Source organism: Bacillus cereus group sp. BfR-BA-01383 (assembly GCF_022663495.1).
GTDB lineage: Bacteria > Bacillota > Bacilli > Bacillales > Bacillaceae_G > Bacillus_A > Bacillus_A cereus_AU.
Genome location: NZ_JAKUFP010000008.1, coordinates 163,835 through 177,319 on the forward strand (window position 1 = coordinate 163,835; position 13,485 = coordinate 177,319).

Here is a 13,485-nt window from a genome sequence, read left to right on the forward strand (position 1 = left end):
AATTTGAGTAGTAAAAAAGAAAAGAAAAAGAGTTCTTTTTTTCAACGAATACTTACAGTCGTCTTTTTAGGTATCTTTTTCTACTCTATGTATGAATTAGGCGGTATTTTTATGGATTACTATGAAAATCGTAAAGTACTGGCTGAGGCGCAAGAAATTTATGAGCGGAGTCCGATAGAGGAAAAGGCAAAAGACGGAGAAATACGAACACAGTTTCAAGCTTTACAAAAAATCAATCCAGAAATAGTTGGTTGGATTACGATGGATGATACGCAAATTAATTATCCGATTGTTCAAGCGAAAGATAATGATTACTATTTATACCGTAATTATAAAGGTGAAGATATGAGGGCAGGCAGTATTTTTATGGATCATCGTAACGATGTGAAATCTCAAAATCGAAATACAATTTTATACGGACATCGTATGAAAGATGGCTCTATGTTTGGGAGTCTTAAAAAAATGTTAGAAGAAGATTTCTTTATGTCTCATCGCAAATTGTATTACGATACTTTGTTTGAAGGGTATGATGTAGAAGTATTTTCAGTATATACAACGACAACTGATTTCTATTATATTGAAACGGATTTTGGAAGCGATGAAGACTATGGATCTTTTCTAGAAAAACTTAAGGAAAGGTCACTCTATAAAACAGATACAAAAGTGACAGTAGATGATCAAATTTTAACACTTTCTACGTGTGATTATGCACTGGACCCAGAGGCTGGCAGACTAGTCGTTCATGCGAAGTTGGTGAAAAGAAGTTGAAAAAAGAAAAGGTATAGAAGTTGAGAAGATACATTACTTCTCATACTTCTATACCAAGTATTAAACCAAAAGTTATTGTGCTGCAGCCATTGGCATACGTACAACTTTAACATCGTAGTAAGAAATTTTATTATCAAGAATATATTCTGGTAGCCCACCTTGATGTGAGTGAGCCTCTTTGAATGCTGAGCTCTTTGTCCAACCTTGAAAATCTTCTTTTGCATTCCAACGAGTGCTAATTGTTACTTCATCATAATCAACTGTATTTTGTGTTAAAAGAACTTCTAGTCCTAAAAATCCTGGCATCGTTTCAACTTTACCTACTTTATTAAAACGTTCGATTAATATATGTCCGTTGCCCTTTGTAATTTTAGCTGTATTTGTAACAATAATCATGTTTATTCCTCCTATAATATAAATTGGTTTTCAAGAATTCATATACTTTTAATGATAATGAAAATCATTTTCAATGTCAATTGTAATTTTCATATAAATATAGTTAATTATAAAATTTTCTATCAAGAAATGATTTGGCTATAGTTAACTGAGTTATACATTTAAAACGATACAAGTTGAGAAAGAACAAAAAATTAATAAAGAAGAGATCCATTCAGAGGACGTACTATTATTGATTCGTCACAATGACGGTAGTCTTACGTTTTCGACATTGTATAAATATATAACAGTTATGCCAGGAGATGAGCTAGTTGTACTAGCGAAGCAATAATATGGTATAGTGAAACGAGGCTGTTTTTTAGCCTCTTTTTTATATGCTTCCTACTAATAGAAAGCATTCAAATGGAAAGGAAGACATTACATGCGATCTGAAGTAACTATAAAAATAAAACCGAAATTTATAAAAGAAATTAAAAGTGGATACCCGCTTATTTTAAAAGATGCAATTCAAAATTTAAATGATGTCCGAGAAGAAGGGACTATTATTAAAGTAGTAGATGAAAAGAACCAATTCATCGGAAAAGGCTATTATGGAAAGCAAAATAAAGGATACGGTTGGATTTTAACGAGAAAAGAGAAAGAGCAAATTAATCAGGATTTCTTTGAAAGTAAAATCAAATCTGCTTTACATAAACGAAAACATTTTTATAAGTCAAATGATACAACGGCATTCCGTGTCCTAAATGGTGAGGGAGACGGTCTTGGCGGTTTAATTATCGATTATTATGATGGTTATTACGTAATAAGTTGGTATAGTGAAGGGATTTATACTTTCCGCGATGAAATCGTAGCAGCGCTTCAAAAAGTGGCAAACTTTAAAGGTATCTATGAGAAAAAGCGTTTTGATACGAAAGGGAAATACATTGAAGGTGATGATTTCGTAGCAGGAGAGCGCGGTGAATTCCCGCTTATCGTAAAAGAAAACGGTGTAAACTTTGCTGTATATTTAAATGACGGAGCGATGGTTGGCGTATTTTTAGATCAGCGTAACGTACGAAAACAAATTCGTGATAAGTATGCAAAGGGAAGAACGATGTTAAATATGTTCTCTTATACAGGTGCTTTCTCTGTATTTGCAGCGCTTGGTGGGGCGAGCAAAACAACGAGTGTTGACCTTGCAAATCGTAGTTTAAGTAAAACGATTGAGCAGTTTAGTGTAAATGAAATTGATTACGAAGCACAAGATATTATCGTAGAAGATGTATTTCTTTACTTTAAATATGCAGCTAAGAAAAAGATGAAGTTTGATATGGTTGTACTAGATCCACCAAGCTTTGCACGTTCAAAAAAATATACATTTAGCGCAGCGAAAGACTATAAAAATTTATTAAAAGAAACAATTGCCATTACAGAAAATAACGGTATTATCGTTGCTTCTACAAATTGTAGTGCATTCGATATGAAAAAGTTTAAAGGCTTCATTGATACAGCATTTAAAGAAATGAATGGCAAATATAAAATATTAGAAGAACATTCTTTACCAGAAGATTTCCGTACAATCGATCAGTTTAAAGAGGGAGACTATTTAAAAGTAGTTTTCATCGAGAAAATTAAAGGTTAATAAAGAAAAAGGAGCTCGAGTTTACTTGAGCTCCTTTTCTTATTGAATAATATTTTGTACTCTACCGACTTGCCCATCTTGTAATCGTACTTTAATTCCGTGTGGATGAGATGGTGAGTTTGTTAAAATATCTTTTACAATTCCTCTTGTTAGCTTGCCAGTTCGTTGATCTTGTTTTAATACAATATCAACTTCAAGACCTGACGCGATGTTAGATCGTTTTTGCCCGTTCATTTATACACCTGTACGTCTACGTTGGTTGTTTGTTTTCTTTGTTTGTTGGTTTTGTAATTTTTTCGTTGCTTGGCTTTGATTTGTATTATTTGAACCATTTCCATTTCCTTGCTTTTTCTTTGCAAGTTGTTCGCGCATTAAATCAGCTAAGCTTACTTTTTTGTTTTCTGACATGATAAGTCTCCTTTATATAAAGTTAATTATGAACAATAGTAGTGAATTTCATCATATCATTGTTAAGGAAGGAAGGGAAGTTGGTTTGAAAATTCAAATAATTATTCCCAGTCTTTAGCAGTTACGATACAATTAAATTGTTAATGTTTGTAAAAAAGGGGATAGGCATATGTCACATCATATTTTATTAGTTGAAGACGATAATTCAATTCAAGAGATGGTGGAAAAATATTTAAAGAAAGAAGGCTTTCAAGTTACAATCGCGTCTGATGGAGAAGAAGGGGTGCAGGCTTTTTTTAAATCATCCTTTGATTTAGTTATCCTCGATATAATGATGCCAAAGTTAGATGGATTAGAAGTCGTTAGAATCATTCGAGAAAAAAGTGCTGTTCCAATTTTAATGATGTCAGCAAAAGATACAGATGTTGATAAAGCTGTTGGGTTAGGACTTGGAGCAGATGATTATATTTGTAAACCATTTTCTATGATTGAATTGGCTGCACGTGTAAAAGCAGGTATTCGAAGATCTACGAAATATTCAGCTACAGAAACAACAGAAAAGATGATTCAGATTGGTGATTTAATGATTGATCCAATTAATTTTACTGTAGAAAAAAACGGGAAGCCGATCAAACTTACTTTAAAAGAATTTGAGATTTTAAAACTGTTCGTAAAGAATCAAAATCGTGTATTTACAAAAGCGCAAATATATACGTTAGTTTGGAATGAAGAGTATTATGGCGACGATAACGTTATTAATGTCCATATGAGAAGATTGCGTGAGAAAATTGAAAGTGATCCATCTAATCCAGAATATATTAAAACATTATGGGGCATCGGCTATAAGTTGGAAGTGATGTAATATGGTCAATCTGTTAATGGGCATTATTTTTATATTGTTATGTGTCATTTACATACAATATAAAATGAGGAAAACTAGTAGCAAAAATTTACGATACACATATGAAAAGTTAGAAGATATTGTACATGAAAAAACAGGCGAGAAGTTACTCGTTATGACAGATGATCTAGAATTGCAAAAGTTATTAGTGGCGATTAATCATTTATTAGATGCAAAGCAGAAAACGAATGCAGATCATGCAAAAGTAGAAATTTCGATGAGAAAAATGCTTTCAAATATTTCACATGATTTAAAAACACCACTAACAGTTATTCTTGGATATACAGAAATGTTAAATAAGGATAAAACAATAAGTGAAGAAGAACAGCGAATATTACTTGAAAAGGTGCATGTGAAAACGCTGGAAGTGATGGAACTGATTCATAAGTTTTTTGATTTGGCAAAATTAGAATCTGGTGACAAAGCAATCGAGATGACAAAAGTAAATATGAATGAAGTTTGTCGCGAAAAGATTTTATCTTTTTATGATTTAGTGACGTCGAAAGGTTTTCAGGTTCATATTGATATACCAGAAAGAAATATATATGCACTTGGAAATAAGGAAGTATTAGGCAGAGTGTTAAATAATTTAATATCAAATGCGATTACATATGGGGACGATGGAAAGACACTCGGTATGACTTTAAGAGATGATGAAACGAACGTGTATATAGACGTATGGGATACAGGAAAAGGAATTGATGAATCCCATATTGATAAAGTGTTTGAGCGTATGTACACACTTGAAGATTCGAGAAATAGATTGTACCAAGGAAGCGGTCTAGGGTTAACGATTACGAAAAGACTTGTGGAAGCGATGGATGGGAAAATTCATCTTTCTAGTAAGCCGTATGAAAAAACAATTTTTACAGTTGTATTAAAAAAGATGCAGTTTTAGCTTGTAGAGAAGTAGATTCTACAAGCTTTTTTGAACGTAAGGAATTTGTAAGAAACGGGTAAGAAAAAAGAGATTTCCGTTGTCTATTATAGAACTATAGAGTAGTGCGAAAGGGGAAAGTGACATGACATATATATTAAAAACGAATCAGCTGACGAAAGTGTTCGAAGGAAAAGAAGTCATCTCTAGTGTTAATATGCATGTGAAAAGAGGAGAGGTTTACGGTTTTTTAGGACCGAACGGTGCGGGTAAAACAACGATTATGAAAATGATTACGAATTTAATTAAACCGACGAGCGGTGATATTGAAATTTTCGGCGAGAAGTTAACAGACACTTCTTATGAAGTATTAAAAAGAATGGGGACAATTATTGAATATCCGGTTTTTTATGAGAAGCTAACAGCAAAGGAAAACTTAGAATTACATTGTGAATATATGGGCTATTACGATAAAAATGCAATTGATCATGCTTTAAATTTAGTGAAACTGCACGGCATTGATAATAAAAAAGTAAAAGATTTTTCATTAGGGATGAAACAACGACTCGGTATTGCAAGAGCAATCATGACAAAACCAGAGCTACTTATTTTAGATGAACCGATTAATGGTTTAGATCCAATTGGTATTAAAGAATTGCGAGATTTATTTAAAATGCTCTGCAAAGAATATGGCATTACTTTATTAGTTTCTAGTCATATTTTAGGCGAGATGGAACAAATGGCAGATACAATTGGTGTTATTCAAAATGGGAAACTAATAAAAGAAGTTTCAATGAAGAGTATTAATGGAAAACAAACAGAGTACATTGAAATCACTGTTCTTGATGTAAAACGTGCAGCTTATATTTTAGAAGATAAACTCGGTATAAGAAATTACAAAATAATGAGTGGAAATATGATTCGTGTGTATGAATTGAAGGTGACGCAGCAAGCCATTTCAAAAGCACTCATTATGAACGATATAGAGATAGAAAGTATTAATAAGAAACATAGTTCCTTAGAAGAGTATTTCTTAAATGTAATGGATGGAGAAGGCATTCACGCTTAATGGAGGTGGCTTATATGTTTAAACTAATGAAGCTCGAATGGAAGAAACATCAACTATCTAGTTACTTTAAAGGGGTAGCGATTTGTATTATAGCAATTTTTGTTGCAGTAAGCCTTATGGGGTTAGGAGCGAAAGGTGAAGTAGATGCGGCGCTCACTGATTTTACAAAATATATGACCTTAGCAAACATCTTTATTAGGATGACATTTCTTATTTTTAGTTCGGTCATTTTATCACGTTTAGTAATTGATGAGTATAAGAACAAAACAATGCAACTATTGTTTATGTATCCATTGCAAAGGAAAATGTTAATGAGGGCGAAATTAACAATCGTTTTTAGTTTTTGTTTTGTGAGCATGATTATTGCTACTTTCACTATTAGTTTGCTCATACTTTTTATGAATCCAATGATGGGAGTAATTGAAACGCCTGTTACGATGGGTGAAATAATAGCTACCGTTCCAGCTACTTTTATAAATGCATTTATGATATCTGGTATAAGTTTAATTCCTTTATTTTTTGGGATGAGAAAGAAATCGGCACCAACAACGATTACTTCTGCAGTAATAATTGGGATGATAATGAACAGTAACATTGGAAACAATCAAGTAAGTTTTTATAATTTTATAGCTATCCCAATAGTGCTCTGTTTATTAGGGATTTTTATTAGTTATCTTTCGTATCGCAAAATCGACAAGATTGATGTGGCGTAAAGCAAGCGTAAAACAACGACGAACTGGGGTATGATCAGTGAAGAAAATAATAGTAATTTCTATTTTATTTCTTACAATTGCTAGTGTAGTTTTTGGTTTTAAGACATTCGCTGGAAAAGACTTTAAGAAGGAGGTTGCTTTTGAGATAGATACGATAAAGGAAATTTATATCAATTAAATTTTAAAAGAGAGGAGGACTATTATGTTACGTCTTATGAAGCTAGAACTGAAGAAATTTAAGCTCGGATGGTATGTGAAGAGAGCAGTCATTGCAAATATTGTTATACTGGCATTATTGATCTTTGTTAGCATCGTTTCTCAAATAGAAGGAGATCCAGAAATAAGGGATCCACAGGCGATTTTGTTAATGGCTAGTGCAATAGTAAGAGCAACATTTATTATTTTTGGTGGTGTACTAATAGCCAAGTTAATAATTGATGAATATAAAAACAAAACAATATTACTTATGTTTTCTTATCCAATTAGCCGAAAGAAAATGATGATTAGTAAGTTGGCTATTACAGCAATAGTAACATTCATAACAGTTATTTTATCTAATATTTTTGTAGTAGGAATTTTCTTTGGAATAGATAGTTATTTTTCGATTCTTCCTAATCCATTCACAGTAGATCAATTAATGCAAGAAGGGATAAACCTTGTTCCGTTAGCGATTGCAACTGCGGGAATGAGTTTAATCCCATTATACTTCGGAATGCGTAAACGTTCAGTACCAGCTACTATTGTTTCATCTATTATCGTTGTGCTAATCGCAATTAATGGCAACCAAATGTTTCCTATAGCAACCTTTCTTCCCCTTCAACTAGCATTTGCAGCGATTGGAGTTGCGATTGCATATTACGGAATTAAAAATATAGAGAGGGAAGATGTAACAGTGTGACAAGAATAAGAAAAAAGAGTTGGCGTTACACCAACTCTTTTTTTGTATATGTATGTTTCGTTACTACTCTTTAAATTTGTAGTGTTTACTTAAATACTCTTGAACTCCTGGGGAAATGTTAAAGTTATTAGGACCTTTATATTCGATAGTAAACTCTCCATCTTCAATTGTTTCAAAGGCGATTGCATAGCTATCCATTTTAGAATCGTAAGAAGTATTTTTGACTTTCGTGTCTAGATTAAAGTATTTTGTAATATAATTTTTTGATTCTGTAATTGCTGTTTGTTTTCCCCAAGGAGTACCATAATATGTGAAATAAAGAGATACACTGATAACTCCAATAATAGAAGTTAGTAAAATAGTTCCCATAGCTATTTTTTTGTTTTTTGTATTCAATTTGGTTGTCCCTCCTCATAATATGTATTCATTTTAACGTATCTTTTCCATAAAACAACCATTTATTAAAAATAGTTTCACATGAAACAAGTTACAGAAAAAGACAAGGTGAAACCATTTATCAAGACCTAAAATGAAAAAAGTTAGATAAATTAAAAGACATTGCATATTTTATATGACTAATATGTAATGTCCTTTCTTATTTAACTAAAGCACCCGTTACTTTAAGTACATTTATTCACAATTCTCTTCTTTTAAACAAATTTCGATGAATTCAAAAATATTCTTTGCCTCAATAGCACGTCTTCCCCAATCATGGTAAAAGTATAAAACTTGTCCTGACACTCCAACTTCAGATGGATCTGTGTCAATGCAAAGATAATCTCCGCCACCATTTTCTGCAATTGGAATCCACTTAGAATTCCAAAGATCTGGTTTAAGCTCTTTTTCAATATCTGGCTCTAAATCATCATCAGGATCGAATTCTTCCTGTAAAAATTTCCAATTATCGATAATTTCAGAAGTAGGGGACAGAGTCAAATTCCTTACAAATGGATTCACCTCGAGTTCCCAAGTTTGTCCGTTATACACTCTGTAAAAGCTCTTCATTTCTTCAGGGAGTGTAACCCCCAGTGTATCCTCAATAAGTTGAAACTCTTCATCACTTGCACCTGGCCGAAGATTTAATGATTCTTTAAAGTTACCTTCAGAATTTGATCCTCTTTCAATAATACGTTGCCACAACCATTCAGCTTGATTTATCATGCTATTTATTCTCCTCTTACGTCTTAAACATAATACCTTCACTACAGTGATTGTTTAGTAAATTTTAATCTTATTCAAAATCAAATTCTCATTTCTTCTTACACAAATAAATTTTACCATAAAGATCTATTGTTCTTGTTCAACTATCCTATGTTGTTGTAGTAATAAATGATAAGCTTGTTCGCGAGTCGAATAGGAAAGGAGAACACCGTTCTCTTTATAATAGATATTGAACTATATTTTCAATATCTATATAACTAATCTAATATGTATAAGAAAAGAGGATATATGCTCATATATTGAACATAATATCCTCTTCTTAGTTTAGTCTATTTAACGTGAACACCTTGCCTTTTTTGTCGTTACATTTTAGGAGCTTCCATTCCAGCCGCAGCCCATTCTTCTTTTGCGGGACCATATACGCCAGAAACGGTTAAGCCAGCTTGTCGCATTAAAACCGTCATTTGTCCGCGGTGATGATTTTGATGATTAATGAGTGTCATTAAAAATATAGAATTCGGCATAGGACGACCAAAGAAGTCATTAATAGTCGCTAAGTCTTTATCAGTCCATTTGCTTTGAAGTGCTTCAACAAAAGCTGCGTTCACTTTACGATATTCATCTGCAATTGTTTTTGCCGAAGTTGGCACAGGATAATCTTTCGTCTCTCCTTCAAACTTTAGTCCTGTTCCAGATAGCATAACTGGAATCGCTGTAACGATATGCCAAGCAACTCGTCCTAAAGTCCAATGTCCAGGCGCAATTTCTTGTGATAAAGATTTATCCGTTAATGCATCGAGCATTTTCTGAGTAGACTCAGCCTCATATTTCCATGATTGTAAAAAGCCTTCAATTGTTTGGTACATATTTATCCCTCCTAATTATGTTCATAGGTTAAGTTCGAGATACTTGATTTATTCCCTTTTGATAGAAAAAATTTCATTACATATTGCTACAATATAAAAATAATTAGGGAATGTTTGTAAAAGTGTCAGAAAATAGACCTATTCATTTGTTATATATTTTATGTACAAAGCTTATATTAATTTTATGCCATAATAGAAAAGCCAGCTTCAATATATGAAGCTGGCTTTTAATTAACCTTCTTCCCACTCTTCCTCATCAGCCATAAAAAGTATGGCGCTCCAAGTACAGCGACAACAAGACCAGAAGGAATTTCTTTCGGATATGCAATTGTTCGTCCGAGTAAGTCAGCAATGGAAAGAAGGATTGCTCCAAACAGTGCTGAACAAACGAATAGTCTTTGATGATTCATCCCAACAACGATTCGCGCTAAGTGAGGTGCAACAAGGCCTAAAAAGGCGATCGTACCGACAGCAGCGATATTTACTGATGCAAGTAGTGTCGCTAACACAATTAGAGCAAGACGCGTTTTATTTACAGGCTGCCCGAGTCCAGTTGCTAAATCGTCTCCAAGTACAAGAACGTCAAGTTGTTTCATTAAGAAAAAGATAATTGGTACAAGAATAAGCGATGGATATAGAATGATATTTTCTAAGTGATTCCATCCTCTTGCATACGTACTGCCTGATAGCCATGTTAAAGCAGCTGCCACATTCAAGTTCGCTCTAACGATAAAGATTTGAATAATCGCTGAGCCGAGGGCCGAAATACCAATTCCTATTAACGCAAGAGCTGTTGGACTAAACCCTGATTTCCATGAGAAGAAGAGGACAATACCAACTGCAAGTAATCCGCCGATAAATGCACCAATTGGTAGGAAGAAACCAGGAAGTGCAGGAAAGACATACATAATAGTTAAGGCACCAACACCTGCTCCTGATGAAATACCAATAATAGAAGGATCGGCAAGTGGATTTCTTAATATGCCTTGGAAAACAAGTCCACTTATTGCAAGACATGCTCCAGCAATAGCGGCAACTAGCATTCTTGGTAAACGAAGATTCATTATCATATTTTTATCAAATTGTGTTAATTGCCCCGTTATGGCATTTGTAATGCTTTCGATGTAAGAATTACTACCGATTACAACGCCAAGAGCAATTGTTGCAATACAAAGCGTGATAGATATAATGATTACCTTTTTATAAGAGTAATGGCGGGAACTAGCTCCAGCTGCATTCGCACCGTTATCATTCATATATTGTTTTGACTTCATCATTCGATACACTAAATAAATAAGCCAAGGTGACCCGATCATTGCTGTGACTGCTCCGACAGGAAGTTCAGCCCCGGTTGGATCTATTAGTCTACCAACGACATCTGCTCCAAGTAATAAAACGGCTCCCCATAAGAAGGAGGAAAGGAGAAGTGTAAAATGTTGACGATAGCCAATAAGACGCATTAAATGTGGGGCAACTAAGCCAACAAAACCGATTGGTCCAACAACAGTAACAATTACTGCTGTTAAAAAGATTGCAGCAATGAAGGCGATAAGACGTGTTACTGCGGTTTTTTCACCAAGAGAAACAGCAACATCATCACCTAGTAAGAGAATGTTGAGCTTACGAGACATGAATAGTAAAACTAGGAAAGAAATAATAATAAATGGAAAAGCAAATTGAACGCCATCCCAGTTATTTTGAATAAGAGATCCAGCTCCCCATAAAAATAAACCAGCTGTTTCATTTTCATAGAAAAGCTGCATCGTTCCGGTGAAGGCAGAAAGCATTAATGTAACGACCATACCAGCTAGTGCCATTCTAAGTGGGGTTCCCTTTTTTCCACCAGAAATACGGTATACAAATAAAGCAGTAATTGCACCACCGATAAATGTGAAAAGAAGTGAGTTAATTTGCAAACCTTTCGGTAAGAAAATTGTAGCCGCTACTAGAAAGAAATATGCACCTGAATGAATTCCCATTGTACTTGATTCAGCAAGTGGATTTTTTGTTAATGTTTGCAAAATGACCCCAGATGCAGCAAGAGCACCTCCAGCTAAAATGGCAATTACAGCTCTAGGTAATCGGAGCATGATTAAAGTTTGATGCTCTAGCGATTGATTCGGTGAGATAAGAGCATCGATAATCATACTGTAGGAAATGTTTGCTTGTCCCTGCCCGATATGAATAAAGAAAAGGAGGAGCAAGAGAGCTGCTCCTCCTCCGAATACAAGACTTGCTCGAAGTGTATGTTGTAAGCTATTCATCGTGTAATCACTTCTTCGCTGTCATTACATCTGCTACTTGTGTTGCTAAAGATTTTGCAGACTCAGGACCACCGAAAATCCAAGTGTCGCCTTTTAATTTATACATTTTGTCTTCTTTTTTGAACTTTAATTCTTCCCAAGCAGGGTTGCCTTTTAGTTGAGTGTCAAAAATGTTGTCTTCATCCGCTACAATGTAAATGAAGTTTGAATCTTGTACACTTTGTAATGATTCTACAGTTGTTTGTTTGAAACCGTCTGGCTCAGATTTTCCGGCTTCAAATGTATTTGTTAAACCTAATTTTTTTGTAACTTGTAAAGCTGTAGAATTGTCAGTTAAGATACGGAATGTTGGTACGTTTTTAGCTGTAAATGCTTGTGCCATTGCGATGTTTTTATCTTTTAAGCCTGCTTTTTCAATTTTTGCTTTTGCATCAGCAAATGTTTTATCCATATCAGCTAATACTTTTTTGCCTTCTTCTTCTTTTCCAACAGCTTTTGCGATTTGTTTAAATGTTTCTGTCATTTCTGCAAAGTGATCGTTATTGCTTGTTGATGGATCAAACATAACTGTAGGAGCAATTTGTTCTAATTCATTTTTAATAGCTTTACCACGGAATGATGCAGTGATAATTAAATCTGGTTTTAGACGGCTAATTTCTTCTAAGTTTGGTTGTTGACGGGTTCCTACATCTACAACATCTTTACTTGGTTTTGTTTCTGTATTTACCCATTTATTATAATTCTTAATGTCTGCCATCCCTACAGGCTGAACACCAAGAGCTAATAAGTCTTCTGAATATACCCACTCAAGTACAACAACTTTTTTCGCCGGTTTATCTAACTTCGTTTCCCCTTCAGCGTGTTTAATTGTTATAGCTTGTTTTTTATCGTCTGTCTTTGTTTCTTTTTTCTCCTCTTTTTGCTGTCCACATCCAACAGCGAATAGAAGAACTACTATGAAAATACTGATAATTTTCTTCATTTTCTGCCCCCAAATAATTTTTTTATTTGCAATAAACGATATTGAAAATCGTTATCAATTACAACAACCAAATCATACTATGAGGATATTTTAAGTGTCAATATTTTTTTAAAATTTTGACGAAAAATAACGAATTATACGGATTTTGCTATATGGAATTGAAGTTTGTATATGTATGAAGACTTTAGAAGAGGAATTTCGTTTAAGCAGGAAGGCGAAAGTACAAGCAAAAGGAGAGAATGTCGCATGTAATAATTACTAGAATGTATGGAATAAACGAGTGTTTATCACTATAGAATACAGTTTATTATTATTTGATAGGTGTTTTCTAATTCGTTGCTTATGTTTAAAAGATTGAATTTGAAGGAAGGGATCAGCATGTCTTCATGGCTCAATAATACAAATGGATATTGTGGGTGTAATAATCAAAATGGTGTACATGTTGATTCATGCTGTTTTAGTTGCGACGGGACAGTGCCTAAGCTCGGTCCAACGGGTCCAACAGGAGCAACGGGTCCAACAGGAGCAACGGGTCCAACAGGAGCAACGGGTCCAACAGGA

General features: G+C 34.0%; 15 protein-coding genes and 1 pseudogene. 8 read left to right on the forward strand and 8 right to left on the reverse strand.

All coding sequences use genetic code 11. The annotated features are described in order from the left end of the window. The first annotated feature begins 3 nt into the window (after positions 1-3). Positions 4-768, forward strand: a complete 765-nt coding sequence (gene srtB / locus MR065_RS11050; RefSeq protein WP_242213676.1) for a class B sortase — start codon at positions 4-6, stop codon at positions 766-768. A gap of 72 nt (positions 769-840) precedes the next feature. Here the strand turns inward: srtB and isdG are convergent, their stop codons facing one another. After that, the gene (gene isdG / locus MR065_RS11055) at positions 841-1,164 is read right to left on the reverse strand and encodes a heme oxygenase (RefSeq protein WP_242213678.1); all 324 of its coding nucleotides are present in this window, start codon (positions 1,162-1,164) and stop codon (positions 841-843) included. Positions 1,165-1,585: 421 nt separating this feature from the next. On the opposite strand from isdG, the gene MR065_RS11060 reads away from it, so the two are divergent. Beyond that, positions 1,586-2,785 carry a class I SAM-dependent rRNA methyltransferase gene (locus MR065_RS11060; RefSeq protein WP_242213680.1) on the forward strand — a complete coding sequence of 400 codons (1,200 nt, stop codon included), beginning with the start codon at positions 1,586-1,588 and terminating at the stop codon, positions 2,783-2,785. 39 nt (positions 2,786-2,824) lie between these two features. On the opposite strand, the gene MR065_RS11065 is transcribed toward MR065_RS11060, so the two are convergent. Beyond that, entirely contained in the window at positions 2,825-3,019 is a 195-nt protein-coding gene (locus tag MR065_RS11065) for a YwbE family protein (protein WP_193662602.1), read from the reverse strand. Then, positions 3,020-3,193 (reverse strand): hypothetical protein, encoded by a 174-nt coding sequence (locus MR065_RS11070; RefSeq protein ID WP_001293584.1) that lies wholly within the window; start codon positions 3,191-3,193, stop codon positions 3,020-3,022. A 169-nt stretch (positions 3,194-3,362) separates the two neighbouring features. On the opposite strand from MR065_RS11070, the gene MR065_RS11075 reads away from it, so the two are divergent. The 5 genes from MR065_RS11075 (at position 3,363) to MR065_RS11095 (ending at position 7,651) form a co-directional block, all read left to right on the forward strand. Next, complete coding sequence (locus MR065_RS11075; RefSeq protein ID WP_242213682.1) at positions 3,363-4,055, forward strand: response regulator transcription factor; 693 nt, start codon at positions 3,363-3,365, stop codon at positions 4,053-4,055. A 1-nt stretch (position 4,056) separates the two neighbouring features. After that, positions 4,057-4,992, forward strand: a complete 936-nt coding sequence (locus MR065_RS11080; protein ID WP_242213684.1) for a HAMP domain-containing histidine kinase — start codon at positions 4,057-4,059, stop codon at positions 4,990-4,992. 124 nt (positions 4,993-5,116) lie between these two features. Then, positions 5,117-6,040 carry an ABC transporter ATP-binding protein gene (locus MR065_RS11085; protein WP_242213685.1) on the forward strand — a complete coding sequence of 308 codons (924 nt, stop codon included), beginning with the start codon at positions 5,117-5,119 and terminating at the stop codon, positions 6,038-6,040. Between the two features lie 14 nt (positions 6,041-6,054). Next, positions 6,055-6,753, forward strand: coding sequence for an ABC transporter permease (locus MR065_RS11090; protein ID WP_242213686.1), 699 nt, complete (start codon positions 6,055-6,057; stop codon positions 6,751-6,753). Positions 6,754-6,955: 202 nt separating this feature from the next. Continuing rightward, positions 6,956-7,651, forward strand: a complete 696-nt coding sequence (locus MR065_RS11095) for an ABC transporter permease (RefSeq protein ID WP_242213689.1) — start codon at positions 6,956-6,958, stop codon at positions 7,649-7,651. Between the two features lie 63 nt (positions 7,652-7,714). On the opposite strand, the gene MR065_RS11100 is transcribed toward MR065_RS11095, so the two are convergent. The 5 genes from MR065_RS11100 to MR065_RS11120 form a co-directional block, all read right to left on the reverse strand. Then, positions 7,715-8,047 carry a YfjL-like protein gene (locus MR065_RS11100; RefSeq protein WP_242213691.1) on the reverse strand — a complete coding sequence of 111 codons (333 nt, stop codon included), beginning with the start codon at positions 8,045-8,047 and terminating at the stop codon, positions 7,715-7,717. 234 nt (positions 8,048-8,281) lie between these two features. Then, entirely contained in the window at positions 8,282-8,812 is a 531-nt protein-coding gene (locus MR065_RS11105) for an SMI1/KNR4 family protein (protein ID WP_242213692.1), read from the reverse strand. 362 nt (positions 8,813-9,174) lie between these two features. Beyond that, positions 9,175-9,678: a DinB family protein gene (locus tag MR065_RS11110; protein WP_242213693.1), complete on the reverse strand. Its 504-nt coding sequence runs from the start codon at positions 9,676-9,678 to the stop codon at positions 9,175-9,177. A gap of 227 nt (positions 9,679-9,905) precedes the next feature. After that, positions 9,906-11,942, reverse strand: a complete 2,037-nt coding sequence (fhuB, locus tag MR065_RS11115) for a Fe(3+)-hydroxamate ABC transporter permease FhuB (RefSeq protein ID WP_242213694.1) — start codon at positions 11,940-11,942, stop codon at positions 9,906-9,908. A gap of 7 nt (positions 11,943-11,949) precedes the next feature. After that, on the reverse strand, positions 11,950-12,924 hold the full coding sequence (locus tag MR065_RS11120; RefSeq protein ID WP_242213695.1) for an ABC transporter substrate-binding protein: 975 nt from the start codon (positions 12,922-12,924) through the stop codon (positions 11,950-11,952). A gap of 378 nt (positions 12,925-13,302) precedes the next feature. On the opposite strand from MR065_RS11120, the pseudogene MR065_RS11125 reads away from it, so the two are divergent. Beyond that, a pseudogene (locus tag MR065_RS11125) lies at positions 13,303-13,485 on the forward strand (BclA C-terminal domain-containing protein); the annotation flags it as partial.

Excerpts from the sequence above, each read along its gene's own strand:
- MR065_RS11105 (WP_242213692.1), bottom strand. The coding sequence starts at position 8,812 with ATGATAAATCAAGCTGAATGGTTGTGGCAACGTATTATTGAAAGAGGA.
- MR065_RS11070 (WP_001293584.1), bottom strand. The coding sequence starts at position 3,193 with ATGTCAGAAAACAAAAAAGTAAGCTTAGCTGATTTAATGCGCGAACAA.
- MR065_RS11090 (WP_242213686.1), top strand. The coding sequence starts at position 6,055 with ATGTTTAAACTAATGAAGCTCGAATGGAAGAAACATCAACTATCTAGT.
- fhuB (WP_242213694.1), bottom strand. The coding sequence starts at position 11,942 with ATGAATAGCTTACAACATACACTTCGAGCAAGTCTTGTATTCGGAGGA.
- isdG (WP_242213678.1), bottom strand. The coding sequence starts at position 1,164 with ATGATTATTGTTACAAATACAGCTAAAATTACAAAGGGCAACGGACAT.
- MR065_RS11075 (WP_242213682.1), top strand. The coding sequence starts at position 3,363 with ATGTCACATCATATTTTATTAGTTGAAGACGATAATTCAATTCAAGAG.
- MR065_RS11095 (WP_242213689.1), top strand. The coding sequence starts at position 6,956 with ATGTTACGTCTTATGAAGCTAGAACTGAAGAAATTTAAGCTCGGATGG.
- MR065_RS11080 (WP_242213684.1), top strand. The coding sequence starts at position 4,057 with ATGGTCAATCTGTTAATGGGCATTATTTTTATATTGTTATGTGTCATT.
- MR065_RS11065 (WP_193662602.1), bottom strand. The coding sequence starts at position 3,019 with ATGAACGGGCAAAAACGATCTAACATCGCGTCAGGTCTTGAAGTTGAT.
- MR065_RS11110 (WP_242213693.1), bottom strand. The coding sequence starts at position 9,678 with ATGTACCAAACAATTGAAGGCTTTTTACAATCATGGAAATATGAGGCT.
- MR065_RS11060 (WP_242213680.1), top strand. The coding sequence starts at position 1,586 with ATGCGATCTGAAGTAACTATAAAAATAAAACCGAAATTTATAAAAGAA.
- MR065_RS11085 (WP_242213685.1), top strand. The coding sequence starts at position 5,117 with ATGACATATATATTAAAAACGAATCAGCTGACGAAAGTGTTCGAAGGA.
- MR065_RS11120 (WP_242213695.1), bottom strand. The coding sequence starts at position 12,924 with ATGAAGAAAATTATCAGTATTTTCATAGTAGTTCTTCTATTCGCTGTT.